The organism is Mesoflavibacter profundi (genome assembly GCF_014764305.1).
Classification (GTDB): Bacteria; Bacteroidota; Bacteroidia; order Flavobacteriales; family Flavobacteriaceae; genus Mesoflavibacter; species Mesoflavibacter profundi.
This window is the reverse complement of sequence record NZ_CP061703.1, coordinates 378,918-404,118: the sequence shown is the minus strand read 5'-3', so window position 1 is coordinate 404,118 and position 25,201 is coordinate 378,918. Positions and strand designations below refer to the sequence as shown.

27 protein-coding genes are annotated in these 25,201 nt (G+C 30.6%); 11 read left to right on the top strand and 16 right to left on the bottom strand.

Going from position 1 to position 25,201, the window contains the following annotated elements; translation table 11 throughout:
- Window positions 1-10 precede the first annotated feature (10 nt).
- Window positions 11-1,093, top strand: coding sequence for a mannose-1-phosphate guanylyltransferase (locus IFB02_RS01900; protein WP_106688216.1), 1,083 nt, complete (start codon window positions 11-13; stop codon window positions 1,091-1,093).
- Window positions 1,094-1,102: 9 nt separating this feature from the next.
- On the top strand, window positions 1,103-2,581 hold the full coding sequence (locus IFB02_RS01895; protein ID WP_106688217.1) for a DUF389 domain-containing protein: 1,479 nt from the start codon (window positions 1,103-1,105) through the stop codon (window positions 2,579-2,581).
- Between the two features lie 24 nt (window positions 2,582-2,605).
- Here the strand turns inward: IFB02_RS01895 and IFB02_RS01890 are convergent, their stop codons facing one another.
- On the bottom strand, window positions 2,606-3,373 hold the full coding sequence (locus IFB02_RS01890; RefSeq protein ID WP_106688218.1) for an ABC transporter ATP-binding protein: 768 nt from the start codon (window positions 3,371-3,373) through the stop codon (window positions 2,606-2,608).
- Window positions 3,370-4,110: an MlaE family ABC transporter permease gene (locus IFB02_RS01885; RefSeq protein ID WP_106688219.1), complete on the bottom strand. Its 741-nt coding sequence runs from the start codon at window positions 4,108-4,110 to the stop codon at window positions 3,370-3,372. The genes IFB02_RS01890 and IFB02_RS01885 overlap by 4 nt, the downstream gene beginning before the upstream one ends.
- 106 nt (window positions 4,111-4,216) lie before the next feature.
- Between IFB02_RS01885 and pafA the strand changes: the two genes are divergently transcribed.
- Window positions 4,217-5,884: an alkaline phosphatase PafA gene (pafA, locus tag IFB02_RS01880; RefSeq protein WP_106688220.1), complete on the top strand. Its 1,668-nt coding sequence runs from the start codon at window positions 4,217-4,219 to the stop codon at window positions 5,882-5,884.
- Between the two features lie 4 nt (window positions 5,885-5,888).
- Here the strand turns inward: pafA and IFB02_RS01875 are convergent, their stop codons facing one another.
- The 7 genes from IFB02_RS01875 to rsfS all read right to left on the bottom strand — a co-directional run bounded on the left by IFB02_RS01875 (window position 5,889) and on the right by rsfS (window position 11,044).
- Window positions 5,889-6,230, bottom strand: coding sequence for an SdpI family protein (locus IFB02_RS01875; RefSeq protein WP_106688221.1), 342 nt, complete (start codon window positions 6,228-6,230; stop codon window positions 5,889-5,891).
- A gap of 2 nt (window positions 6,231-6,232) precedes the next feature.
- Window positions 6,233-6,499, bottom strand: a complete 267-nt coding sequence (locus tag IFB02_RS01870) for an acyl-CoA-binding protein (RefSeq protein ID WP_106688222.1) — start codon at window positions 6,497-6,499, stop codon at window positions 6,233-6,235.
- Between the two features lie 6 nt (window positions 6,500-6,505).
- Window positions 6,506-7,156, bottom strand: a complete 651-nt coding sequence (locus tag IFB02_RS01865) for a phosphatidylserine decarboxylase family protein (protein WP_106688223.1) — start codon at window positions 7,154-7,156, stop codon at window positions 6,506-6,508.
- Window positions 7,146-7,970 (bottom strand): phosphatidate cytidylyltransferase, encoded by an 825-nt coding sequence (locus tag IFB02_RS01860; protein WP_106688224.1) that lies wholly within the window; start codon window positions 7,968-7,970, stop codon window positions 7,146-7,148. The genes IFB02_RS01865 and IFB02_RS01860 overlap by 11 nt, the downstream gene beginning before the upstream one ends.
- A 4-nt stretch (window positions 7,971-7,974) precedes the next feature.
- A complete protein-coding gene (locus IFB02_RS01855) occupies window positions 7,975-8,583 on the bottom strand; it encodes an LUD domain-containing protein (protein WP_106688225.1) in 609 nt (202 codons plus the stop codon).
- A 115-nt stretch (window positions 8,584-8,698) separates the two neighbouring features.
- Entirely contained in the window at window positions 8,699-10,663 is a 1,965-nt protein-coding gene (gene ftsH, locus IFB02_RS01850; protein WP_106688226.1) for an ATP-dependent zinc metalloprotease FtsH, read from the bottom strand.
- Window positions 10,664-10,672: 9 nt separating this feature from the next.
- Window positions 10,673-11,044 carry a ribosome silencing factor gene (gene rsfS, locus IFB02_RS01845; RefSeq protein ID WP_106688227.1) on the bottom strand — a complete coding sequence of 124 codons (372 nt, stop codon included), beginning with the start codon at window positions 11,042-11,044 and terminating at the stop codon, window positions 10,673-10,675.
- Between the two features lie 94 nt (window positions 11,045-11,138).
- Between rsfS and IFB02_RS01840 the strand changes: the two genes are divergently transcribed.
- Window positions 11,139-11,867 carry a biotin--[acetyl-CoA-carboxylase] ligase gene (locus IFB02_RS01840; RefSeq protein WP_106688228.1) on the top strand — a complete coding sequence of 243 codons (729 nt, stop codon included), beginning with the start codon at window positions 11,139-11,141 and terminating at the stop codon, window positions 11,865-11,867.
- Here IFB02_RS01840 and IFB02_RS01835 read toward each other — a convergent pair.
- A complete protein-coding gene (locus IFB02_RS01835) occupies window positions 11,851-12,258 on the bottom strand; it encodes an orotate phosphoribosyltransferase (protein ID WP_106688229.1) in 408 nt (135 codons plus the stop codon). The genes IFB02_RS01840 and IFB02_RS01835 overlap by 17 nt on opposite strands.
- A gap of 31 nt (window positions 12,259-12,289) precedes the next feature.
- The gene (gene pyrE / locus IFB02_RS01830) at window positions 12,290-12,934 is read right to left on the bottom strand and encodes an orotate phosphoribosyltransferase (protein ID WP_106688230.1); all 645 of its coding nucleotides are present in this window, start codon (window positions 12,932-12,934) and stop codon (window positions 12,290-12,292) included.
- Window positions 12,935-13,039: 105 nt separating this feature from the next.
- On the opposite strand from pyrE, the gene IFB02_RS01825 reads away from it, so the two are divergent.
- On the top strand, window positions 13,040-13,621 hold the full coding sequence (locus IFB02_RS01825; protein ID WP_106688231.1) for an NUDIX hydrolase: 582 nt from the start codon (window positions 13,040-13,042) through the stop codon (window positions 13,619-13,621).
- 223 nt (window positions 13,622-13,844) lie between these two features.
- Entirely contained in the window at window positions 13,845-16,184 is a 2,340-nt protein-coding gene (locus IFB02_RS01820; protein ID WP_191072969.1) for a T9SS type A sorting domain-containing protein, read from the top strand.
- Window positions 16,185-16,254: 70 nt separating this feature from the next.
- Here the strand turns inward: IFB02_RS01820 and IFB02_RS01815 are convergent, their stop codons facing one another.
- A complete protein-coding gene (locus IFB02_RS01815) occupies window positions 16,255-17,982 on the bottom strand; it encodes a M14 family metallopeptidase (protein WP_191072968.1) in 1,728 nt (575 codons plus the stop codon).
- 97 nt (window positions 17,983-18,079) lie between these two features.
- Between IFB02_RS01815 and IFB02_RS01810 the strand changes: the two genes are divergently transcribed.
- Entirely contained in the window at window positions 18,080-19,741 is a 1,662-nt protein-coding gene (locus IFB02_RS01810; protein ID WP_191072967.1) for a SulP family inorganic anion transporter, read from the top strand.
- A gap of 181 nt (window positions 19,742-19,922) precedes the next feature.
- On the opposite strand, the gene coaD is transcribed toward IFB02_RS01810, so the two are convergent.
- The 3 genes from coaD to IFB02_RS01795 are packed head-to-tail and all read right to left on the bottom strand — an operon-like array spanning window position 19,923 to window position 22,006.
- On the bottom strand, window positions 19,923-20,378 hold the full coding sequence (coaD, locus tag IFB02_RS01805) for a pantetheine-phosphate adenylyltransferase (RefSeq protein ID WP_106688235.1): 456 nt from the start codon (window positions 20,376-20,378) through the stop codon (window positions 19,923-19,925).
- Window positions 20,379-20,388: 10 nt separating this feature from the next.
- Window positions 20,389-20,994, bottom strand: a complete 606-nt coding sequence (locus IFB02_RS01800; protein WP_106688236.1) for a zinc-ribbon domain-containing protein — start codon at window positions 20,992-20,994, stop codon at window positions 20,389-20,391.
- Between the two features lie 37 nt (window positions 20,995-21,031).
- On the bottom strand, window positions 21,032-22,006 hold the full coding sequence (locus IFB02_RS01795) for a D-alanine--D-alanine ligase (RefSeq protein ID WP_106688237.1): 975 nt from the start codon (window positions 22,004-22,006) through the stop codon (window positions 21,032-21,034).
- A gap of 136 nt (window positions 22,007-22,142) precedes the next feature.
- Between IFB02_RS01795 and IFB02_RS01790 the strand changes: the two genes are divergently transcribed.
- The 4 genes from IFB02_RS01790 (at window position 22,143) to IFB02_RS01775 (ending at window position 25,027) form a co-directional block, all read left to right on the top strand.
- Entirely contained in the window at window positions 22,143-22,706 is a 564-nt protein-coding gene (locus tag IFB02_RS01790; protein ID WP_106688238.1) for a PASTA domain-containing protein, read from the top strand.
- Between the two features lie 2 nt (window positions 22,707-22,708).
- On the top strand, window positions 22,709-23,752 hold the full coding sequence (locus IFB02_RS01785) for an RluA family pseudouridine synthase (RefSeq protein ID WP_106688239.1): 1,044 nt from the start codon (window positions 22,709-22,711) through the stop codon (window positions 23,750-23,752).
- 221 nt (window positions 23,753-23,973) lie between these two features.
- The gene (gene yaaA / locus IFB02_RS01780) at window positions 23,974-24,732 is read left to right on the top strand and encodes a peroxide stress protein YaaA (RefSeq protein WP_106688240.1); all 759 of its coding nucleotides are present in this window, start codon (window positions 23,974-23,976) and stop codon (window positions 24,730-24,732) included.
- Window positions 24,689-25,027, top strand: coding sequence for a hypothetical protein (locus IFB02_RS01775; RefSeq protein ID WP_106688241.1), 339 nt, complete (start codon window positions 24,689-24,691; stop codon window positions 25,025-25,027). Before yaaA ends, IFB02_RS01775 begins: the two co-directional genes overlap by 44 nt.
- Here the strand turns inward: IFB02_RS01775 and IFB02_RS01770 are convergent.
- A complete protein-coding gene (locus tag IFB02_RS01770; protein ID WP_106688242.1) occupies window positions 25,024-25,155 on the bottom strand; it encodes a 30S ribosomal protein THX in 132 nt (43 codons plus the stop codon). The genes IFB02_RS01775 and IFB02_RS01770 overlap by 4 nt on opposite strands.
- Between the last annotated feature and the right edge of the window lie 46 nt (window positions 25,156-25,201).

The following is a 25,201-nucleotide window of genomic DNA, read 5'->3' as shown; positions in this document are numbered from 1 at the left end:
ATAACAATACATGCAAAACAAAAACTATTACGCGATATTAATGGCTGGCGGCGTTGGATCTAGATTTTGGCCAGTAAGTACAGAGAGTTTTCCTAAACAATTTCATGATATGTTGGGAACAGGCGATACTTTAATACAAAAGACGTTTCAGCGATTAAATAAATTAATTCCAACCGAAAATATTTTCATTTTAACTAATGAAAAATATAATGATCTTGTTTTACAGCAATTACCAGATGTAAAACCAGAACAGGTTGTTTTAGAACCAGCAATGCGTAATACAGCACCATGTATTTTATATGCATCTTTAAAAATTCAAAAAGAAAATCCAGATGCAGTTATGATTGTAGCGCCAAGTGATCATTGGATTGAAGACGAAGCTGCATTTACGCAAAATGTCCAGCAAGCCTTTCAGTTTTGTGAACAAAACGATGCGTTAATGACATTAGGTATTAAACCAACGTTTCCTAACACAGGTTATGGTTATATAGAATGTGGTAACGCTTCCGCAGAAAATATTAGCAACGTGATTCAATTTAGAGAAAAACCTGATTACGATATTGCTAAACAGTTTTTAGCTCAAGGCAATTTTTTATGGAATGCAGGTATTTTTATGTGGAGCGCAACTGCTGTGATAAAAGCATTTAAAACCAATCAACCTGAATTATTTGAGCATTTTTACAAAGGAATAGAAACTTACAATACAAGTGCTGAAGAAGAATTTATAGAAGAAAATTACGCTAAAGCGGAAAATATTTCGGTAGATTATGCTATCATGGAATCGTCTAAAAATGTATTTGTAATTCCTGCAACTTTTGACTGGAATGATCTAGGAACTTGGGGAAGTTTATATGATAAATTAGACAAAGATTCAAGTCAAAATGCAATTGTAAATGCCAAAACATTAACGCAAGACGCTACAGGAAATATGATTAGAACTACAAAAGATAAAGTTGTAGTTGTAGATGGATTAAAAGATTATATAATTGTTGATAAAGACGAAGTTTTGCTTATCTTTCCTAAAGAAAAAGAACAAGACATTAAAAAAGTACTTCAAAGTGTAAAAACTAAATTTGGAGAACATTACGGTTAATTTTAATTAATGAGTACAACAAACAATCCTAACGAAAATAAGTTTAACTTCTCTGAAGAAGACAAACAACAAGAAGCTGTAGAGCAAAAAAAGGAAGCGGTAAAAAAAGATGCCGAAGGTTTATTTAAAAGTATAAAAACCTTTTTAAATGAGCTTTTAGACTTTAGAGAGGATACAGATCGTGATGCTACTATAGAAGCTATAAAAAATGATATACCTTTTAAAGGCGCAACAGCATGGATTTTAATATGTTCTATCTTTGTTGCATCTATAGGATTAAATGCAAATAGTACAGCAGTAGTTATTGGAGCCATGTTAATTTCTCCTTTAATGGGACCAATTTTAGGAGTTGGGTTATCTATTGCAATTAACGATATTGATACATTAAGACGATCTTTAATCAACTTAGCAATAATGATTGTGTTAAGTTTATTAACTGCATTTTTGTTTTTTAGATTTTTCCCTTTAAGCGAAGACACATCCGAGCTTTTAGGACGAGTACAACCAGATATTCGTGATGTATTAATTGCCTTTTTTGGTGGATTAGCCTTAATTATTGCGCGTACCAAACGTGGTACAATTGCATCTGTAATATTTGGTGTAGCAATTGCAACTGCTTTAATGCCACCTTTATGTACAGCTGGTTATGGATTAGCAAAAGCCAATTGGAAGTACTTTGGTCAAGCCATGTACTTATTTACAATTAACACTATTTTTATAGCATTAGCTACGTTTTTAGTACTTAAGATTTTGCGTTTTCCTATGCTTAAATATGCTAATTCCGCTAAGAGAAAACGTATTGCTAGAGTCGCATCTTTAGTAGCAATTATTGTCATGATTCCTGCGGTATTTACGTTTTTAAGTGTTTTAAAAGAAAGTCAGTTTACAATAGATGCGAAGGACTTTGTTAATAATGAGCTTAAAGCTTTACCAAATTCTAATTACATTAAAAAATACGCCACTATTAATTATAGTGAAAATGGCGATTCTAATATAGAGTTAACCACTTTTGGAACAGATGTGATTTCTGACGAAACTAAAAATGTATTAGAGCAAAGATTGCAGTCTTATCGTTTTTTAAAGAATACTAAACTATTAATTAATCAAACTAAAAACAGACAAATTAATAATTTAGATTATATGGAAGAATTGCGTACACGCGACTCTTTAGACTTGTTAACGCAACAACAAAAAATAGCTATTTTAGAAGATAAGGTTAGAGAATTATCTGTGTTAGAAAAAGATCAAATTCCGTTTAAATCCTTAACAGAAGAGATTCATATTAATTATGAAACAGTAGATGAGGTATCTTATTCCAAAGTCATTACAAGTAACTTTAAAACTATAGACACATTACCAGTTTTTTCAATAAAATGGAATGATTCTTTAATTGATCAGCAGCAAATTGCTAATGAAAAGGACAAACTTTACAAGTGGTTAAAGTTTAAACTTAAAACGGACACTTTAGTAGTGACTCAAAAACGATAATTAATTAAGTAAGTAAAGCTAGAACTATCCGCGTTCTTCAATATACATCTGTCTAACTTTTTTAAACAACTCTGAAGAGTAAACAAAATCGGTTACAGCTTCATTGTCTGTTTTAAAAATGTCGTATCTAGAACCTTCCCATTCTTTATAACCATTTTTAAGAAAGACAATCTTTTCGCCAATTTGCATTACCGAGTTCATATCGTGCGAATTGATTACGGTTGTGATTTGATATTCTTCGGTGATTTCTTTTATTAAATCATCAATAACTATAGAAGTCTTTGGGTCTAATCCAGAGTTAGGTTCGTCACAAAAAAGATACTTAGGTTTGTTAACAATTGCACGCGCAATTGCTACACGTTTTTGCATTCCTCCAGAAGCTTCACTTGGCATTTTTTTATGAGCATCTGCTAAATTAACACGTTTTAAAACAAAGTCTACTCGATCTTGCATTTCACTTTTACTTTGTTTTGTAAACATTTTAAGAGGAAACATTACGTTCTCTTCAATAGTCATAGAATCAAACAAAGCACTACCTTGAAATACCATTCCTATTTGTGCTCTAATATTTCTTTTTTGATCTTCGCTTAATTTAGCAAATACATTTCCGTCGTAGGCGATGCTTCCTTCTTCATAATTAAAAATTCCTAATAAGCACTTTAAAAATACAGTTTTTCCAGATCCACTTTGCCCAATAATAAGGTTTGTTTTACCTTTTTCAAAAGTAGTAGTGATACCTTTTAATATATGGGCATCACCAAAAGACTTATGTAAATTTTTTACTTCAATCATTGGCTTAAAAGTAGTTGGGTTAATAAATAGTTTAATACAATTATTACAACACTTGTCCATACAAAAGATGTTGTACTTGCTTTACCTACTTCTAATGCGCCACCACGCATATAATAACCTTGATAAGAAGGAATTGTTGCTAGAATAAAAGCAAAAATTAGAGTCTTTATAAAAGCATATGCAATATGAAAAGGCGTAAAATCTAATTGTAAACCTTCTATGTAATCGCCCATGCTGGCATAACCACCATAAACACAAGCTGCTAATCCGCCAAGAATACCTAAAAACATAGAGATTGAAATAACAAATGGGTATAATGTTAAAGCAATAAATTTAGGGAATACTAAATAATTTAGACTGTTAATTCCCATAACTTCTAATGCGTCTATTTGCTCTGTAACACGCATAGTTCCTATGCTTGAAGTAATAAAAGAACCAACTTTTCCAGCCATAATTATAGACATAAAAGTTGGCGCAAATTCTAAAATAATAGATTGTCTAGTTGCAAATCCAACAAGATTTTTAGGGATTAAAGGATTGTCTATATTTAATGCAGTTTGTATGGTGACAACGCCACCAACAAAAAATGAAATAAAGGCAACAATACCTAAAGATCCAATAATTAAATCGTCAATGTCTTTTAGTATTAATTGTTTCATAACCGACCATTTGGTTGGTTTTCTAAACATTTCTACTATCATTAACGTATATGTGCCTAAATAGTGTAGGTAATTCATATCAATTTTATTACTGCTAAAATATAAAATTCTTGTAGGTATTTAACGTTAATTTCAAATTAGATGTCATAAAATCTGTATTTTTGGGCTTTAAAATTAAATATACATGAGAGCAATACTTTCTGTTTGCATAATCTTTTTAATACTAGCTTGTCAATCTCAAAAACAAGTAGTCACTTCTAACACAAATAATGTAACAACAACCGATTTGGATAAGCCTAAATTAGTTGTTGGAATAGTTGTAGATCAAATGCGATATGAATACCTAACAAGGTTTGAAAATAAATATGGTAATGGAGGATTTAAGCGTTTAATTAACAATGGTTTTAATTGTAAAAACAATCATTTTAATTATGTGCCTACTTATACTGGTCCAGGACACGCATCTGTTTTTACAGGAGCTACACCAAAAACACATGGAGTAATTGCTAATAATTGGTACGATAAGTATAGTGATTCTTTTGTGTATTGTGCTGGAGATACAACGGTACAATCTGTAGGAACACTTGATAAGGCAGGACAAATGTCTCCGCATAGAATGAAAACAACCACTTTTGCAGACGAAAACAGATTGTTTACTCAAATGAAAGGAAAAACCATTGGAATTTCTATTAAAGATAGAGGCGCAATTTTACCTGCTGGACATAGTGCAAATGCTGCATATTGGTTTCATGGTAAAGACGAAGGTCAATTTATTTCTAGTACTTATTACTTTGATCAATTACCACAATGGGTTAAAACCTATAACGCAACAAATCCTGCAGAAAAATATTTAAAAGATTGGAATACCTTATATGATATTTCTACTTATACCGAAAGTGGAAGTGATTTAAATGATTTTGAAGGCGGATTTTATGGAAAAGAAACCGCAACTTTTCCTTATGATTTAAAAACTTTAAGTGCTTCAAATAGAGGTTATGATATTTTAAAATCTACACCTTACGGAAATAGTCTTGTAACCGAATTTTCTATAGCTGCTTTAAAAGGCGAATTATTAGGTCAAGACAATTATACAGATGTATTAACTGTAAGTTATTCTAGTACAGATTACGTTGGACACAATTTTGGTGTTAATAGTAAAGAAATTGAAGACACTTACATTAGATTAGATTTAGAAATAGAGCAGTTGCTTTATGCTTTAGACAAGCAAGTAGGCTCAGGAAATTATACGGTTTTTCTAACTGCAGATCACGGCGCTGTTAATGTGCCAGCATATTTAAAAAGTGTAAAAATACCAGCTGGATACTTTAATGGTAAAGATTTTAAAGCTTATTTAGATACCTTAGAAGTAGAAGGACATAAGTTGTCTAATTGGATTAAAAATATTAGTAATCAGCAAATATTTTTAGATCATGATAAGATTGCTAGTTTAAATTTAGATTTAACTCTTGTTCAAAACCGTATTGTAAATCACATTATAAATTATCCTGGAGTAGATAAAGCTTATACAGCTACAACTATGGCTACTACACAATTTAATAATGGGATAGAAGTATTATTACAAAATGGATTTAACCAAAAACGTTCTGGAGATGTATTGTTTGTTTTAGATCCTGCAGTAATCCAATACAGTCATACAGGATCTACACATGGTTCTCCTTTAAATTATGATACTCATGTGCCGTTATTATTTTATGGTAACGGAATATTAAATGGAAGTACTAACGATTATACAACAATTCCAGATATAGCACCAACCATATCGGCACTTTTAGGTATTACTTTTCCTAATGGAGCAACAGGAAAACCATTAAGTTATCTATTGGTAGACTAAAGGATTAAAAACGTTTTTTTAATTGATTTTCTGTTGTGAAAATCATCCAAAATAATGATAAGCCTATTAATAATAGGCTTACATATAATTGTAGTTGATTATCAAGTGAAATAATTGATATTATTAAACCTATTAAAGTAAGTAGTACACCAGAAATAATCATTTTTTTAGAAGAAAACTTTTGCGCAAAATCCCAAGATTCTTGATTTTTCATAGATCTAATGGTTCTATAGCCATAAATTAAATTAATTTCTTTTGGCGGAAAATAGAATAATATTGCACCAACAATAGAGAAAACAACACCACATAATATACAAGGATTTAATAAGGTGTTTAGATCTATCATTATTATTTTCTATATAAGAAGTAGTTATTTACTAATTCAATGTATTTTTCTTTTGCCTCTTCTGGAGTTATATTTTTTATCTGAAATAAGGCATTTGTTTTAAAGGCATTAATTATTTGCTTTCTACTATTAGGTCTGCCATAATCGTTTGTGGCTTTTTTATAGTAGGCGTAAAGCCTAAGAAGAAAATCTGCAGGAAAAGGTTCTGTATGATTGTTAATACAATCTACAGCGTCTTCAAACTTCTTATTTAATGCTTCAGGAGTCATTAGTGTTTAAATTTCGGCAATAATACTTTCGCCTCCTTTAACTTTTTGATTTAATGTAACTTTAATATTAGTGTCTAAAGGTAAAAATAAATCTACTCTAGAGCCAAATTTTATAAATCCAGAATCTGTACCTTGTACAGCATCATCATCTTGTTTAGCATAGTTAACAATTCGCTTTGCTAATGCACCTGCAATTTGTCTGTATAAAACTTTACCGTAAATAGGATTTTCTACAACTACGGTTGTGCGCTCGTTTTCTGTACTAGCTTTAGGATGCCATGCCACTAGATATTTACCAGGATGATATTTACTAAATGCCACTTTACCACTAATTGGATATCTTGTCACATGTACATTTATAGGAGACATAAATACACTTACTTGTAATCTCTTTTCTTTAAAATATTCTGGTTCATAAACTTCTTCTATAACCACAACTTTTCCATCTACAGGAGATACAACAGTATTGTCATTAAGTACTGTGTTTCTTTTTGGGTTTCTAAAAAATTGAAGAATTAAAAATAAAATAACAAATAGCGCAAAAAATATCACGTATTTAAGCCATAATGCAACAACAAATTTGTCTGCTAAGACTGCAGAAATTGCAATAAATAAAAATGTAATTGCAATAATTTTATATCCTTCTTTATGAAACATAATTTAAAATTCTTAAGAATAAATAAATAAATGGTGCTGCAAAAATTATACTGTCAAACCGATCTAATAATCCACCATGACCAGGCATAATAACACCGCTATCTTTAACATTTGCTTGTCTTTTAATTTTAGATTCTATAAGATCGCCTATAGTACCCATAACGCTTACAATTATACTTAAAATAAGCCAACTTGTAAATGTTAATTCGTTATTTGTAAAAATAAAAATAAAATAGCTAGCAACTGTGGCAAAAAATAATCCACCTAAAAATCCTTCAACTGTTTTCTTAGGAGAAATACTTGGAAACAATTTTTGTTTACCAAAATTTTTACCAACTAAATAAGCAAAGGTATCATTAACCCAAACTAAAATAAATGCACCTAAGACAAGTACAGGATTAAACTCTTTACCATGTCTTCCTATTAAAACTAAAAATATAAAACCACTTGCAAGGTAAAAAGTGGTTATAATGTACCTTTTTGAACTAAATAACGGAATTCTTTTTTCTGAAAAAAGATCTTTAATCAGTAATAGTTGAACAAAAATAGTAAGGACTTGAAGTATTTGAGTTGCTTCTGTTAATCCTTTTTGAGAATTCATAACAAATTGCCAATACCCGAATACAAAATACATAATAGTGAATATAATGTAAGGGTAATAGCTTTTAAGTTGAATAAGTTTACAAAACTCTGCCATGCATATCATTCCAAAAATATAGAATAATACAACAAACGCATGTTGATTAAACAACGACAGTATTAGTAACGTTATATATAAAAGCCCAGATAATCCTCTGGTTAGTGTTTCGCTCATAAAACTATAGGTCTTCTAACAGCAACAAATATAAGTTTTTTGAACTGCTTCCGTAGGATAAAAAGTCTTTTTCCTCTTGAAGTTTAAAATGTTTTATTGTAGTAATGTTTGTAGGTATCTTATTAGGATTCTTACTTTTAATTTCCCTTAATCCTTCACTAATGTTAGGTACAATTTGACTAGTTGTAGCGTAAACAATAACGTTGTTAGGAAATTCGTTTAATTTTTTTTCGGCTAATTGATTAGAGCTAACAAGTAAGGATCCATCGTTTGCAATTAAATTTTCACAAGTTGTAATAAAATAAGTGCATTGTGATAGTGAACTGCCTACATTAAGTTGAGAGCTTTTAAACTTATCTTCTAAATTTTTATCGTAGAAAAATACCTTATCGTCTTCCCAGTTATTTTCTAGTATAATATTGTTCAAGTTGTCGTACACTTCGTCTAAAGAATCGCAATACAAAAACTTACCACCATTTTTTTTGAAGTTTATTGTAAAACTTTCATCTATTGGTAGTTCCTCTTTTGGCATGTATTTGCCTCTTTCGGTGGATTTTATATCTTCTTTATTCTTTTCAGATTTAGAACTAAATAACTTTCTAAAAAGACTCATTTAAATAATGCTATAATCAATTCTTAAATTCAAGATTATCAAATATAAAAAAAACTTAGACTATCTTAATGGATAATCTAAGTTTTTGTTCTTAAATTGATATTTCTCTATCCAGTTATTCTTCTTCTTCCTTTATTTGATCTGTAAGATGAACTTCTTTTTTAAAGTTTCTTTCTCCAAAAATCTTTTCTAAGTTGTCTTTGAAAATAACTTCTTTTTCTAATAACACTTCAGCTAATTCGGTTAATTTATCTTTATTTTCTTCAAGTAGTTGAATTGCTCTTGCGTATTGTTTTTCTATAATATCAGAGATTTCTTTATCTATAAGCTCTGCAGTTTGTTCACTGTATGGTTTAGAGAAACCATATTCATTTTGTCCTGAAGAATCGTAGTATGTTAAATTACCTACTTTATCACTTAAACCATAAACAGTAACCATTGCTCTAGCTTGTTTTGTTACTTTTTCTAAATCGCTTAATGCTCCTGTAGATATTTTATTAAAAATTACTTTTTCTGCAGCACGACCACCTAAAGCAGCACACATTTCGTCTAGCATTTGTTCTGGTCTAACAATAAGTCTTTCTTCTGGTAAATACCAAGCAGCACCTAAAGATCTTCCACGAGGTACAATGGTTACTTTTACTAACGGAGCAGCATGCTCCAACATCCAACTTACAGTTGCGTGACCAGCTTCATGAAAAGCAATAGCACGTTTTTCTTCTGGAGTAACGATTTTATTTTTCTTTTCTAATCCACCAATTATTCTGTCTACAGCATCCAAAAAGTCTTGTTTATCAACAGCCTTTTTATTATTTCTTGCAGCTATTAAAGCGGCTTCGTTACAAACGTTTGCAATATCTGCTCCAGAAAAACCTGGTGTTTGTTTAGATAAAAAGTCAAGGTCTAAGCCTTCTGCTTTTTTAAGAGGTCTTAAGTGAACTTCAAATATTTCTTTACGTTCTCTTACGTCTGGTAGATCTACAAATATTTGTCTATCAAAACGTCCAGCACGCATTAACGCTTTATCTAAAATATCTGCACGGTTGGTTGCTGCAAGTACAATTACGTTTGTATTTGTGCCAAAACCATCCATTTCTGTTAGTAATTGGTTAAGTGTATTTTCACGCTCGTCGTTACTTCCTGACATTGCGTTTTTACCTCTTGCACGACCAATAGCATCTATTTCATCAATAAATATAATTGAAGGCGATTTTTCTTTTGCCTGCTTAAATAAGTCACGAACACGAGATGCACCAACACCAACAAACATTTCTACAAAGTCTGATCCTGATAAAGAGAAAAAAGGTACTTTAGCTTCTCCAGCAACTGCTTTTGCTAATAATGTTTTTCCTGTTCCTGGAGGACCAACTAATAATGCTCCTTTAGGTATTTTACCTCCTAAAGAGGTGTATTTTTCTGGGTTTTTTAGGAAGTCTACAATTTCTTGTACTTCTTCTTTAGCACCTTCTAAACCAGCTACATCTTTAAACGATGTTTTAACATCGGTTTTTTCGTCAAATAATTTTGCTTTAGATTTTCCTATGTTAAAAATCTGTCCGCCAGCGCCGCCACCAGCTCCAGAAGACATACGTCTCATAATAAAAATCCATACACCAATTAATAATATAAAAGGTAGTAGGCTAAATAGTAACTCGCCCCAAGCGTTAGTTTCTGTTTTAAATTCTACCGTTGTGGTTACATTATTTGCCTTTTTAATTTGGTCTAATTCTTTTTCAAAATTTTGTAAGTCACCAAATTCAAAAGAATAGTTTGGTACGTTTTGAGAATCACCAAATAAAGACGTTGGTTTAGATTTTTTATGTTCTTCTTTTTCTTGAGCTTCTTTAGTAAGATATACTTTAGCAACTCTTGTATTTTTTATGATGTCTACTTTTTTAACGTCACCGTTTTTTAAATACTCGAAAAATTGAGCAGGAGATGTTTTGTTAGCACTGTTTAAAGAGTCGCTACCAAAAAATTGTAATCCAATAAAAAATACGAATAAACCAGCATAAATCCAGTACGGATTAAACTTTGGTTTTTTTGGAGGGATAGCTTTTTTGTTGTTATTATTTGCCATGTAAAGTGATTAATAATTAGTTTGTATAGCAGTTACTTTGGCGTCTCCCCAAAGACTTTCTATATCGTAATATTCTCTTATGTGTTTTTGAAATACGTGAACAACAACGTTAACGTAATCTATTAAAACCCATTCGGCATTATCTTCACCTTCGACATGCCAAGGTTTGTCCTGTAGAGTTTTGCTTACTTTTTTTTGAATGGAATTAACTATGGCGTTAACTTGTGTGTTAGATGTACCTTCACAAATAACAAAATAGTCACATACAGTGTTTTCTATTTCTCTAAGATCTAGAATATTTATTTCTTTTCCTTTTACATCTTCAATACCGCTTATGATAGAAGTGATAAGCAGATCTGAGTTAGATTCTTTTTTCGCCATTAATAAGATTTAATTTGTGCAAAGTTATTATTTTTAAGTTCTTTATACTCTAAAAAAATCATAAGATTTTACAATACGAAGATAACTATTTAATATGCGTATAATCAAACTTAATGCCACCGATTCTACAAATTTATTTTTACGTAGTTTATCTTTAGATACAACTTTAACAGATTTTACTGTTGTTGTAGCAAAACACCAAACTAATGGTCGCGGTCAAATGGGAACTGTTTGGAATACGCAAGATGCTAAAAACCTTACCTTTAGTGTGTTTAAGCGTTTTGATAGTTTTAACTTAAATCTGCAATTTGCTATAAGTATGATTGTAAGTTTATCTGTGGTTAGTGCGTTAAATAAACTTAATATTCCTAAAGTAAGAATAAAGTGGCCAAACGACATTTTGTCAGCTAACAATAAAATTTGTGGTATTTTAATTGAAAATATTATTAAACAAACAGATGTAGCTGGTAGTATAATTGGCATTGGGTTAAATGTAAATCAAACAGATTTTAAAGATTTACCACAAGCATCTTCTTTACAAAACATAATAGGAAAACATTTTGACTTGGATGAAGTGTTACATCTAATTATAGAACAACTAAAGTTTTATTTTGAATTATTTGATCAATCTGGATTTGATAATTTAAAAGCTTTATATCAATCACAATTGTTTAGAAAAGATAAACCTTCTACATTTTCTAATGAAGAAGGTTTATTTACAGGTATAATTAAAGGAGTTACTAAAGAAGGACTTTTAAAAGTCCAAATAGAAGACCTAATTATAAAGTATTTTGATTTAAAAGCTGTTAAGCTACTGTACTAATCGCAGTTGGCATATTAGTGGCTAACGTTTCTATAAATTTATTGATAGGTCCTTTTATCATCATAGCCATCATAGCATTAAATTGTCCTTCAAACACTAATTGCACTTCGCTAGTGTTTTCATCAATTTCAGAGATATTGCCAATCAAAGAAAAGTCTATTTTTCCGCCAGCAGCACCTAATACTATTTGATTTGGTGGCGTTGTTTCTTTTTTCTTAAGAACAATTTCTGGCATTCCTTTTAAAGCAAATAAAAATTTATCTTCTCCTAAAATTTCAAATTTACTAATGTTTTCTGGCATTAAAGATTTGAAGTTTTTTACATCACTTAAAAATTCAAATGTATTTTGAGCAGACTTATTTACGCTTACTTTTGGGGATTCTAATTTCATAGTATATTTTTATTTGTTCTATTATTTAATATCAATTTGCGTTCCAAACACTTGGATTTGCATTCCATTTACTTAAAGTTTCAATTTCAGCCTCAGTGATATAGTTAGTCGCTGCAGCTTCCTCTAGCAAATGTTGGTAGTTACTTAATGTGTGTAAGGTGATATGTTCTTTTTCGAAGTTGTTTTTTGCAACTTCAAATCCATAAGAAAAAATTGCAATCATACCTTTTACGTTTAAGTTAGCATCTTTTAAAGCTTTAACAGCATTTAAACTGCTTTTTCCTGTGCTAATTAGGTCTTCAATAACTACTACGTTTTGTCCACTTTCTACATAACCTTCAATTTGGTTTTGTCTTCCGTGTGATTTAGCTTCTGGTCTTACATAAATAAAAGGAACACCTAAATATTCTGCAACTAGCATTCCTATTCCAATAGCGCCTGTTGCAACACCAGCAATAACATCTGGTTTGCCATAGTGAGACTCTAAAAATTTAGCCATTTCTTCTCTAACATAATTTCTTACAGGAGGAAAAGATAGGATTATACGGTTATCACAATAAATTGGAGATTTCCATCCTGATGCCCAGGTAAATGGTTGTTGTGGTTGTAGTTTAATAGCGTTTACTTGTAGTAAAACTTTTGCGGTTTGCCTAGCAATATGTTTGTCGATTATCATGGCAACAAAATTACATATTAAAATTTTTGTATTAAAAATAACTTTAAAATAAAATTTGAAATTACTTTAGTTTTTTATTTTTACCAATAAATTAGCCTATATACTATGCAATGCATTTATGTAAATAACAAACCAATTTATTTAACAACTGTTGTTGAAAAAGAAACCGATTTTAAAAATTTTTTATTGAAAGATGTTGATTTAAACGTTGTTTTAAAAACATTAAGTAAGAAAAAAATAAATGCGGTTAGATTAATTGGTCATTCTGAAGATAAATTGCTTAAAACTTTTAAGAAAAAATTACCTAATGTTATTGCTGGCGGCGGAAAAGTATATAATTCAAACAATAAAATATTGTTTATATACAGAAACGATAAATGGGATTTGCCAAAAGGAAAAGCTGAAAAAAAAGAACAAATCCAAGACACTGCAATGCGTGAAGTAGAGGAAGAAACAGGTGTAGGAAATCTAAAAATTACCGAAACTCTTCCAGTAACTTACCATATATACAAACGTAATGGTAAGCATAAGCTAAAAATTACCCATTGGTTTAAAATGCAAACTACTTTTGATGGTCCATTAGAACCACAAATTAATGAAGGCATTACTAAAGTAGATTGGCTAGATGATGCTCAAGCTAAAGATGCATTATCAAATTCTTACGCCAATATAAAATTACTTTTTTAAGATTATTACATTACATCAATTTTCTAGGATGTTATTGGTCGTTTAAATTTACTTTTAAGCTTTAAAAACGTGCACTTTTATTCGATTAAAGTCTTTGGTCGGTACTTTAATTAGGTTAATCTTTTAAAAGAGTATTAATGCACTTAGCCTATTATTTTTTTGTAGGAGAATTCACTGTTCTAAATTTACTTTAGCTAAATGTAAATGTAATAAACCGGCTATTATGATTAAAATATTACTTAATTTTTCCAAAAGTCTAAGACTTTTTCTTCCCTTATTTTTATTAACTTTTTCTATCCAATCTCACTCTAATACCAATTCTTGGTGTGGTGATATTGATGGATTTAAATTTAAAAACGGAAATACTTCTGTAGCAATTACTAACAATGCAACTTATAGTATTAACGAATTACCAAATAACTTTTACGTGCAATTAATAGTTAGTGGTTACTCACAAAGTGCTAAATTTTATTTAGAAAATTTAAGTACAGGAGCTACCTATAACTTAACAGAAAATTATGCGCCTTACACATTTCCTGGTGGCGGAAGTGCTTGGAATTATGGTACTGGAGTTTTTAAATTAAAAGCTAAATTATACAAGTATAATTACGGTAACGGTTGGGCTTGTGATATTAAAACAGTTCAGTTTACCTTATCTAATGCTTCTTCTTGTGGCGAAATTGATGGATTTGTATTTTCTAACGGAAACTCAACTTTAAACATTGATAATAATACAACTTACCAAGTCAGCGATTTGCCAATTGATTTTTATATTGAATCTTTAACTAGCGGAAATTCTGAAAGTGTTCAATTAAAACTTAAAAATCTTGATACTGGTTATACTTATAATGTAGGTGAAAATTACGAGCCTTATACAATTCCTGGTGGCGGATCTGTTTGGAATTATGGATACGGTAATTTTAAGCTTACTGCAAAATTATATGCTTACGATTATTGTCAATCTACAATTTGTGATGAAAAAACAATTTATTTCACTTTAGATAATACTGTAGACTGTGCAACACTTACTGGATTAGAATTTACTAATGGAACAGATAGTTTGCCTTTAGTAGATAATCAAGCTTATTCTGTTACAGAATTACCTAATAATTTTTATATCAATGCGCAGTTAGATGGTACAGTTAGTAAAATTAAATACTATGTAACAAATCTTGATACTAATAATACAGTTAGTATTTCTGAAAGCGTTGCGCCATATACTTTTCCTTCTACAGGAAATAGTTGGAATTTAGGTGCTGGAAATTTTCAGATTAAAGCAAAATTATATACATCAACAATTAATTATTCTGGTAATAATTGTGGTAGTAGTAGCCAGACGTATTCTTTATGTGATACCTATATTTATAACTTTACAATAACAGATCCTTCGGTTTGTGGTAGTTTAGATTCGTTTGTTTTTACAGATGGGACATTAGCAACTCCAATAGAAAATTTACAAACCTATAATATACTTGATTTACCAGAAAGTTTTTATATAAACACCTTAACAAGTGGAGCAGTGGATAAGGTAAAATTAGAAGTAACTAATTTAGATACAAATCAAACTTATAATATTACAGAAAATTACATGCCTTATACCTTTCCTGCTGGAGAAAATCCATGGGATTTAGGTTTAGGTAACTTTAAAATTACAGCCAAAATTTATGCTTTGCAAAATAACTCAAATGGTTGTAAGACAACAGGTCTAGAAAATGATAAAGATTTTAATACGCAAAACGCTTCTTATTCATATTCTAGTGGATATAATGGAGGTAGTAACAACAATCCTGTTTATTCATTATGTGAAGAACAAACCATCTATTTTACCCTAATTGAAGAAAGTCCTTGTAATCTTATTGCAGGAACAGGTACGTTAAGTGTAAGTGCTGTTGTTATACCTTTAGGTGGTACTTTTAATCTAACAGTTACACCAAACGGTGATGCGCAATTAGAAGATGGATATGTTTTAGGTACAGTTTTAGCATCGGTTGGACAAGAAGTAATCTATGCTGTTAGTAACGATTTAGTGATTAATTTACCATATTTAAATGGTCCTTTTAATGTACATATGTTTGCGTATGATCCTAATACTTTTGATTTTTCTACTATAGCAATTGGTGTAGATACTATTACAGATGTGCAAAACTCAATTGTAGCAAATACTATTTGTGCAGATTTATCTAATGCAGGTTCACAAATAGTAATTATTCCAGGAGGATTAGATCAAAGAACAGTTAATACTGAAGAAAAACCTAAAGCTGAAACCAAATCTAAATTAGAACAATTAGTAACAGCTAAAGAAACTGAAGATAATTTAAATGTAGAAGACATTAAATTATACCCTAATCCTGCAATAGATTATTTAAATATTAAAATACGTTTAAATGAAGGTGAAATATTTAACTATTCTATTACAGATTTAAATGGAAAACAAGTTAATAATGGTGTAGTAAATTCATCTTTAACGACAATTAATACTAAGCTTCTAGCTGAAGGATTGTATGTATTAAAATTACAATCTGGTTACCGTACAATTACTAAAAAAATAGTTGTAAAAAAATAATACATGTGTGTAAAACCTGTGTGTATTTACGTGTGTAAATTAAAAACCGCTACTTTAAGTAGCGGTTTTTTTAATTAATACGATAAACAGGATACTGTAAATGTGCTTTTTCGTAATGGTCACTATGCTTATGTAGCCAATCTAATTGCATATACCAATTGTTATTAAAATTGTTGTCACTTGCTTTTAAAGCATCAAAATTAGCTTTTAACTTAGGGTTTTTGGCTAATATATCTAAAGCTAGATCTTCCCAAACATATGGTGAAAAGCCTTCTTTTTGCTGAAGAATAGTATCAAAAAAGTTCCAATTAAAAAATGAATCTGGTGCAGTTGGTTCTAAGGTTTCAATTAAATATCTAATACCGTTTTGATTGGTGTTTACTATTAGATCTCCTTTTTTAAAAGTGATAGATTCTGTTTTAGATGAAACTTTTGTGTTGTAATGTTGGTAATGACCTTCGTAAGGTGATGTTCGTGTTTCAAAGGTTTCGATTTTATAGCTTTCAACTAAAATAATACTGTCTTTTTCTAAAGGTTTCATTTCAATATTATTCATTTTTAAACGCTCTACAATTGGCCACCAACCTTTAGGAATAATGTAAGCTTTAGGAATTTTTACCGTAGTAGTTGGTTTAAAATAATTGTTGTAAACTACATCTTTTGTAAAGGGTTTGTTACGGTCGTATTTTAAGCGTTGTAAACCTGTGATTTCACTTGTAATAAATTCACCTTCATAACCTTTAAATTTAAGAATTGTTTGTTGTGTTGTGTCTACTGTCCAATCTAAAGGGTAAATAGTATTTGGTTTAAGTGTTTCGTTTGAGTTTTCCTTAAGTTGTTTAATTGTTTGGCTATGTTGACTTACTACATCAGTCATTATTTTCATTAGTTCGTAAGTACCTTCAACACGTTGTTTGTATGGTTTTAGCATATGTGTTTCGACCATTATGCCTAATGTGTTAAATAATGTTGTGTAACCAGTAGAATATCTTGGATAATCCATAAATTGCGAAAATCCTTTTTCTGGTACGCTATTAAATACGTTTACATAAGGTGTGATAGACCAATTGTTTTGCTCTAGATTTTGCTCTAATTCTGGTTGAAGTTTTTCATTTAAAAAACGTCCTAATTCTCCACCTAATTTATTATGCTGAGTAAATAAATGCGTTAGTGTATATTGGTAATCTGCACCATTACTAACATGATTATCTATAAACACATCTGGTTTTACATGATGAAAAATTTCAGCAAAAGTTTTTGCGTTTTCACTATCTGCTTTGATAAAGTCTCTATTTAAATCATAATTACGAGCATTTCCTCTAAAACCATATGCTTCTGGTCCGTTTTGATTGGTTCTTGTTGTACTATTTCGATTTAAACTTCCGCCAATATTATAAATTGGTATTGTTGCTAAAATCACATTGTCCGGCATTTTTAAACTACCGTTTGCAAGATCTCTAAATAATAGCATTGTGGCATCTATACCATCAGATTCACCTGGATGAATACCATTATTTATTAATATAATTCGTTTTTGCTGTCTTTCTGTTTTTAAATTAAAATTAGCTTTATTATTAAGTGTAACCAAGTGTAAAGGTTTACCAGAATCTGTGTTTCCAAAACTATCAATTTGTACAGTAGGATAGTAATTTGCTAGGTTTTTATAAAACAAAATAGTTTCGTTGTAGGTAGCGGTTTCTTGTCCGTTACTTTTTTCAAAAACAGTTGTAAAATCAATGTTTTCTTTTTTTGTTTGGCAAGAAAAAACTAAAGTAAGTATAAGTAAGTACTTTTTCATTTTAAGGGATTTAATTGGCATATCACACAAATATAGTAATATAGACTTGTGTTTTTTGTAATTAAACGTACTTTTGCAAGCTTAAAAACCTAAGAGAATGACAGAGTTTATCAGAAAAATTGTTCCTAATGCTAAAGATGATGTGTTAGCAGGTATTACTGTTTCTTTAGCTATGATTCCAGAAGTTGTTGCTTTTGCATTTGTCGCGCAAATAGATCCTTTAATGGCATTATCTGGAGCATTTATAATAGGATTAATTACTGCAATTTTTGGAGGTAGACCAGGATTAATTTCTGGTGCTGCAGGTGCAGTAGCTGTAATATTTGTATCTATGATAGCCGAAGGACATACCAAAGGTATGCTAATGGATACGCCTATAGAAAACATGGGTTTTTTCTATTTAATGGCTTGTGTTGTGCTTATGGGATTAATACAAATTTTAGCTGGTGTATTTAAGTTAGGTAAATTTGTTAGGTTAATACCGCATCCTGTAATGATGGGTTTTGTAAACGGTCTTTCTATAGTCATTTTTATAGCACAAGTAAAAATGTTTAGTCATAAAAGCTTAAAAGTCTCTGATGAAGGTGTAAAACAATACATAAGTACATTTATGGAAGGCGCAGAACTTTATACTATGATAGGCTTAGTATTACTTACAATGGGTATTATTTGGTTGTTGCCTAAAGTAACCAAAAAATTACCTGCAGCTCTTACAGCAATTATTGTAACTAGCTTAATAGTAATTGGTTTTAATATAGATGTATCTACCGTTGGATCTTATATAGTTGAAGGTGGCGGAACAGGTTTAAAAGGCGAATTTCCTACACCAAATATGGAGCTTTGGGAAAAGCTACCAATTAATCTAGATACTTTAAAATTTATTGCCTTACCAGCATTTTTAGCAGCATCTGTTGGATTAATTGAAACCTTAATGACTATGAATTTGGTTGACGAATTAACCGAAACTAGAGGTAACGGAAACAAAGAATGTATCGCTCAAGGCGCAGGAAATATAGTGTCTGGTTTATTTGGTGCGACTGGAGGTTGTGGTATGATTGGACAAACAGTTATTAATATAAATTCTGGAGGAAGAGGAAGATTGTCCGGAATTATGATGGCAGTAACCTTATTATCTTTTGTGCTTTTTGCAGATAAACTAATAGAAATGGTGCCAATTGCGGCGTTGGTTGGCGTTATGTTTATGATGGTTATCGAAACCTTTGCTTGGTCAAGTTTTAGAATTTTAAAGAAAATACCAAAATCGGATGCATTTGTATTAATTACAGTGTCTTTAGTGACTGTATTTATAGATTTAGCTGTAGCTGTTTTTATTGGAGTAATCATTTCGGCATTAGTATTTGCTTGGGAAAACGCTAAAAAAATTAGAGCAAGAAAACGAATGAAAGCCGATGGTACTAAAGTCTACGAAATTTGGGGACCATTATTTTTTGGAAGTATTACTGCTTTTAACGAAAAATTTGATGTGAAAAACGATCCTGATAATGTAGAAATTGATTTTGTTGAATCTAGAATTAGCGACCATTCTGCTTTAGAAGCTATATTTAATTTAGTTGAAAAGTACGAAGCCGAAGGTAAACAGATAAGACTAAAACATTTAAGTGAAGACTGTAAAGTGTTGATGTATAAAGCAAGTCCTAAGTTTAGAGAAGTTGTAGTAGAAGATATTGATGATCCAAGATATCATCTAGCTGCAGATCCAGAGAAGTTTCCTAAACCTTTATCGGAATATAAGTTTTAGTTTAGAAATACTTAAAGTTGTAAGTGTCTAAAGTGTCTAAAGTGTCTAAAGTATTTAAGTATTAAAGTTGAAAGTTGAAAGTTGAAAGTTGAAAGAGTCTAAAGTTTCTAATTTTTTAACTTCAGACTTCAGACTTCAGACTTCAGACTTCAAACTTCTGACTTCTGACTTCTCACTTCAATCATTTTACTCGTACACTTTTAGGTACTAGTTTGGTGTAATCTCCGTTATTTTTAATGACGTCTCTAACAATAGAAGACGATATAAAACTAGTTCTTGCTGCAGTTAGTAAGAATACAGTTTCTATTGTCGATAATTTACGGTTGGTATGCGCGATAGCTTTTTCAAATTCAAAATCGGCAGGATTACGTAAGCCTCTTAAAATAAAATCGGCTTCAATTTCTTTACAAAAATCTACAGTTAGTCCTTTGTAAGTGACTACTTTTATTTTGGGTTCGTCTTTAAAAGCGTCTTCAATAAATTGCTTTCTTTCTTCTAAAGAAAACATATATTTTTTTGAAGAGTTTACACCAATTGCAACAACAACTTCATCAAATAATTTTATACCTCTTTTAATTATATCGTAGTGTCCATTGGTTATAGGATCAAAAGATCCAGGAAAAAGTGCGCGTCTCATTTTGTATTTATTAGTTTCGGTCTATATCGTAAATTATACCTTTGTTAAATAAATCTTTTAATTCGGATTTAGTGTAACCTTCACTATCGCTAGTATAATTTTGGTCTTTATCTATTTTGTAGATTTTACTTCTTTTATCTATTTCGTAGTCGTTAAAAATAACAAATACACTGTCATTTTTAATTTCAGAAATTTTTAATGAAGAGTAATAACCGTTTTTTTCAGTTGTGATAGAATATACATCGCCAACTTGCGGATCTTCGATGTATATTTTATTGTTTTTATCGTTTTGGCTACTTAAATAAAACGCTAAAGCGATTAAAAGACTTATAATAAATAAACCCGAAAAATACCATATTGGATAACCGTTCTGTTTTTCTAACTCAAATTTTTGTTTAATTTGGTTAGGCAATTCTTTTAGTTTAAATGTGGTTTTACACTCATTACATTCTATGATGTTTTCTTTACCCATGGGAAACGTTGGTATCCAATATAAATAGGCATATTTACCAAATATTGAATAATTCATAGATGTAGTTGTGTCGCAATTTGGACAAGTTACATTTGTTATTTTACCGTCTTTTAGTCTAGACGCTTTTCTGCCATAAAATATCATAAATAGATTGTTGGTTGGTTAGATAAATATAGGTCTTTTATTTTAATGCTTCTTCAATAGCATTTGTAAACAGGTTTTTAAGACTAATACCAGCTACTGCGGCTTGTTGAGGTAAAATACTTTCTTTTGTTAATCCAGGAACTGTATTAATTTCTAATAAATGCGGTTTATTATCTTTAAAAATAAATTCACTTCTAGAAAAGCCTTTCATTTTTAATACTTCGTATATTTTTTTGGCTACAGTATTTACTTGTTCTTCTTGTTCTTTGGTAAGTCTAGCTGGAGTAATTTCTTGAGATTTACCTAAGTATTTGGCTTCGTAATCAAAGAAGTCGTTTTCGCTAACAATTTCGGTAATTGGTAAAACTTTAGTTTCGCCTTTATAAGTAATCACACCAACAGACACTTCGGTGCCATCTAAAAAAGATTCGATTATAATTTCGTCATCTTCTTTAAAAGCAACATTAATGGCGTGTTGCAAATCTTCTTTTTTATGCACTTTGGTAATCCCAAAACTACTACCAGCTTTGTTAGCTTTTACAAAACAAGGTAAGCCTACTTTACTAATAATTTGGTCTTCATAAATAGTATCACCTGCGTTTAAAAAGTAGCTTTCTGCGGTTAAAATTCCGTATGGTTTTAAAATACTTAAGCAATCTCTTTTGTTAAACGTGATACCAGCTTGATACATACTACAACTAGTATGTTTAATGTTTAATAATTTAAAATAGCCTTGCATAAAACCATCTTCTCCAGGACTACCGTGTATGGCATTAAAAACACAGTCAAAAGTAGTTTTTGAGTTATCTTTAGTAAAAGAAAAATCGTTTTTATCAATAGGATATTCGTTATTATTATCATCTACATAAACCCATTTGTCTTTAAAAATATGAATGCGATAGGCATTAAATAAGGTCTTATCTAAAGTCTCGTAAACCACGTTTCCGCTTTTTAAAGAAATTTGATATTCACTAGAATATCCACCCATAATTATGGCTATATTTTTTTTCATTTAGTCTAAATTATATCGAAATACTCTAAGGTTTTCAATAAACCCAAAAAATATTCGTTGTGTAAAAATATCATTTATTTTAATCCGAAGGAAAACCTTTTTGTTTTTATATATTTGTCTACATAAATTTTACTAAATGAGTTTTATTGGTTTTATAAAAAGTAAAGAATTTTTAAAGCAAATTATAATTGCTATTGTAGCAGTTGTAGTAATTGTTTTTTTGTTGCTTAAATGGTTAAACGTAACCACAAATCACGGTACATTTGAGACTGTGCCAGACTTAACAGGAAAATCTATTGAGGTAGCTAAAATGGAGTTAGAACAAAATAATTTGGTAATGCAAATTCAAGACTCTGCTAATTTTAATCCAAACTACCCAAGATTTGCAGTTATAGAACAAGACCCAAAACCAAATGCTCAAGTTAAAGAAAATCGTAAAATTTACATTACCTTAAATCCTTCTGGATATCGTAAAGTTGCAGTGCCAGATTTAAGACAACGTACATTTAGACAAGCAAAACCAACCTTAGAGGCTTTAGGCTTTAAAGTAGGAAAAAAGACATATATAGACAATATTGCTAAAGATATGGTTTTAGGTATGCGTTACAAAGGAGAAGTTTTAGAACCAGGAACAAAACTGCCAAAAACAGCATCTATAGATTTAGTTTTAGGTAATGGTAATCGTTCAACAAGTAATTAATTATGAACGATTATACACCAGAATTACCAGAAGAAGATAACGACGATCTTTACGAGCATTATTCGTTTACCGCAGATAAAGGACAATCGCCTTTACGTATTGATAAATGGTTAATGAATAAGGTAGAAAACGCTACCCGAAACAAGATACAAGACGCCGCAAAAAACGGAAGCATCTTTGTAAATGGTACACCAGTAAAATCCAATTACAAGGTAAAACCAAATGATCAAATACGAGTATTATTTCAGCATCCGCCACATGAAAACTTATTGGTTGCAGAAGATATTCCATTAGACATCGTTTACGAAGACGATCAATTATTAGTCGTTAACAAACCAGCAGGCATGGTTGTACATCCAGGACATGGTAATTATTCCGGAACATTAATTAACGCACTAATTTTTCATTTTGATAATTTACCAAATAACTCAAGTGAGAGACCAGGATTAGTACACCGTATTGATAAAGATACGTCAGGATTGTTAGTGGTTGCAAAAACCGAACACGCTATGGCGCATCTTACTGCTCAATTTAAAGCCAAAACTAGCGAGCGTGAGTATGTTGCAATAGTTTGGGGAAATCTAGAAGAAGACCAAGGTACAATAGAAGGTAACATAGGAAGACATCCAAAAAACCGATTACAAAATACCGTATTCTTGGACGATGAAGCCGATAAAGGAAAACCAGCAGTAACGCACTATAAAGTATTAGAGCGATTAGGTTATGTTACGCTAGTAAGCTGCAAATTAGAAACCGGACGTACGCACCAAATACGCGTACACATGAAGCATATAGGACATACTTTATTTAATGACGAGCGTTACGGCGGAAACCTAATCTTAAAAGGCACAACCTTTACCAAATACAAACAATTTGTAGAGAACTGTTTTAAAGTATTACCACGTCAAGCCTTACATGCCAAAACCTTAGGGTTTATGCATCCAACAAAAAACGAATTTATGAGTTTTGACACGCCAATACCACAAGACATGCAAGATTGTATAGAAAAATGGAAAGGTTACTCCAAACACATAGATAATAATTAGGGCGTTACCACAAGGGTCGCGCTATTCACTATATCTTTTTTTGCAAATGATTAAAGCTTAACCTCAAAGTAAAAGCAGCAAAAAAAGGATGTCGTTACTATCGCTAACGCGCTTACTCAAACCCAATAATAAAACCGAATAGTTCTATTGTAAATTACTATAAATTCAGCTTTTTTAACGCAATAACAATTTGTAATTTAGTATCAGAAAAAGATAGATTTATGAAACTAGTATTATCACCAGCAAAGTCATTAGATTTTGAAACCCAATTACCAACAAATAAAACTACTCAGCCACAATTTTTAGAGCAATCTTTAAGATTAAATAAAGCACTAAAAACAAAAAGTCCAAAGTCTTTATCAAAGCTAATGAGTATAAGTGATAAGTTAGCAGATTTAAATTACCAACGTAATCAAGAGTTTACAGTACCATTTACAGAAGATAACGCTAGACCAGCAATGTATGCTTTTAATGGTGATGTTTACAAAGGATTAGATGCTTACACTATACCTAAAGATAAGCTTGAACTTACACAAGATACGGTTAGAATTTTATCCGGACTTTACGGTGTTTTAAAACCATTAGATTTAATACAACCTTACCGTTTAGAAATGGGAACAAAGCTTAAAGTAGGTACAAAAGACAATTTATATCAATTCTGGAAAAAAGATATAGTACATGCGTTAAATGAAGAGTTAGAAGACGACGAGTTGTTTGTCAACCTTGCGTCTAACGAGTATTTCAAAGCAATTGATAAAAAAGCATTAAAAGTACCTGTAATAGACATTACGTTTAAAGAATTTAAAAACGGTAAGCTTAAAATAATTTCGTTCTTTGCAAAAGAAGCACGTGGTTTAATGTCAAGATATATCATCGATACAAATGCAAAAACCATAGATGATTTAAAGAAGTTTAACTACGATAACTATCAATTTGATGGAAAACTCTCAGAAGAAAATCACTTGGTCTTTACAAGATAATAAGCGTACAGAACAAGAACGCAATGTTTTTAAACCAACAGGTAAGCCTGTAAAAAGTAAAAATGTAACTTATTTATTTTGGGCAGTAATTATACTGCTAACTACAAGTTATTTGTTACCATTACTATATGAAGATAGAGTAGAAGTTTGTCTTACAAAAACATTCTGTTTTAACTCAAAAGACCATGTTTTATTATATGGATTTTACGTATTTACTACAATAGTGATACTACTGTTAGCTGTTTTTGGCGCATACGTAATAGGAAAAAAAATAGGGCAAAAGTTTAAAATTTAAGCTTTTGCCTTTTTATTAATATCAATTTTGGTTTCTGGTCTAACGCGTTTTTTAATTTTTGGACGTCTAACACCAAAGGTACCTCGTTGAATTTTTCCTCTTTTTGATTTTTTATCTCCTTTTCCCATATTTTAATTGTATTTTTCTACTATTAACATACAAAAAATATAAACC

Coding starts and splice junctions, on each gene's coding strand:
- IFB02_RS01840 (WP_106688228.1), top strand. CDS start 11,139: ATGCGTATAATCAAACTTAATGCCACCGATTCTACAAATTTATTTTTA.
- IFB02_RS01865 (WP_106688223.1), bottom strand. CDS start 7,156: ATGTTTCATAAAGAAGGATATAAAATTATTGCAATTACATTTTTATTT.
- IFB02_RS01835 (WP_106688229.1), bottom strand. CDS start 12,258: ATGAAATTAGAATCCCCAAAAGTAAGCGTAAATAAGTCTGCTCAAAAT.
- rsfS (WP_106688227.1), bottom strand. CDS start 11,044: ATGGCGAAAAAAGAATCTAACTCAGATCTGCTTATCACTTCTATCATA.
- IFB02_RS01770 (WP_106688242.1), bottom strand. CDS start 25,155: ATGGGAAAAGGAGATAAAAAATCAAAAAGAGGAAAAATTCAACGAGGT.
- IFB02_RS01820 (WP_191072969.1), top strand. CDS start 13,845: ATGATTAAAATATTACTTAATTTTTCCAAAAGTCTAAGACTTTTTCTT.
- pyrE (WP_106688230.1), bottom strand. CDS start 12,934: ATGATAATCGACAAACATATTGCTAGGCAAACCGCAAAAGTTTTACTA.
- IFB02_RS01815 (WP_191072968.1), bottom strand. CDS start 17,982: ATGAAAAAGTACTTACTTATACTTACTTTAGTTTTTTCTTGCCAAACA.
- IFB02_RS01860 (WP_106688224.1), bottom strand. CDS start 7,970: ATGAGCGAAACACTAACCAGAGGATTATCTGGGCTTTTATATATAACG.
- IFB02_RS01870 (WP_106688222.1), bottom strand. CDS start 6,499: ATGACTCCTGAAGCATTAAATAAGAAGTTTGAAGACGCTGTAGATTGT.
- IFB02_RS01800 (WP_106688236.1), bottom strand. CDS start 20,994: ATGATATTTTATGGCAGAAAAGCGTCTAGACTAAAAGACGGTAAAATA.
- IFB02_RS01825 (WP_106688231.1), top strand. CDS start 13,040: ATGCAATGCATTTATGTAAATAACAAACCAATTTATTTAACAACTGTT.
- IFB02_RS01810 (WP_191072967.1), top strand. CDS start 18,080: ATGACAGAGTTTATCAGAAAAATTGTTCCTAATGCTAAAGATGATGTG.
- pafA (WP_106688220.1), top strand. CDS start 4,217: ATGAGAGCAATACTTTCTGTTTGCATAATCTTTTTAATACTAGCTTGT.
- IFB02_RS01855 (WP_106688225.1), bottom strand. CDS start 8,583: ATGAGTCTTTTTAGAAAGTTATTTAGTTCTAAATCTGAAAAGAATAAA.
- yaaA (WP_106688240.1), top strand. CDS start 23,974: ATGAAACTAGTATTATCACCAGCAAAGTCATTAGATTTTGAAACCCAA.
- IFB02_RS01785 (WP_106688239.1), top strand. CDS start 22,709: ATGAACGATTATACACCAGAATTACCAGAAGAAGATAACGACGATCTT.
- IFB02_RS01885 (WP_106688219.1), bottom strand. CDS start 4,110: ATGAATTACCTACACTATTTAGGCACATATACGTTAATGATAGTAGAA.
- IFB02_RS01890 (WP_106688218.1), bottom strand. CDS start 3,373: ATGATTGAAGTAAAAAATTTACATAAGTCTTTTGGTGATGCCCATATA.
- IFB02_RS01875 (WP_106688221.1), bottom strand. CDS start 6,230: ATGATAGATCTAAACACCTTATTAAATCCTTGTATATTATGTGGTGTT.
- IFB02_RS01775 (WP_106688241.1), top strand. CDS start 24,689: ATGGAAAACTCTCAGAAGAAAATCACTTGGTCTTTACAAGATAATAAG.
- IFB02_RS01895 (WP_106688217.1), top strand. CDS start 1,103: ATGAGTACAACAAACAATCCTAACGAAAATAAGTTTAACTTCTCTGAA.
- coaD (WP_106688235.1), bottom strand. CDS start 20,378: ATGAGACGCGCACTTTTTCCTGGATCTTTTGATCCTATAACCAATGGA.
- IFB02_RS01900 (WP_106688216.1), top strand. CDS start 11: ATGCAAAACAAAAACTATTACGCGATATTAATGGCTGGCGGCGTTGGA.
- IFB02_RS01790 (WP_106688238.1), top strand. CDS start 22,143: ATGAGTTTTATTGGTTTTATAAAAAGTAAAGAATTTTTAAAGCAAATT.
- IFB02_RS01795 (WP_106688237.1), bottom strand. CDS start 22,006: ATGAAAAAAAATATAGCCATAATTATGGGTGGATATTCTAGTGAATAT.
- ftsH (WP_106688226.1), bottom strand. CDS start 10,663: ATGGCAAATAATAACAACAAAAAAGCTATCCCTCCAAAAAAACCAAAG.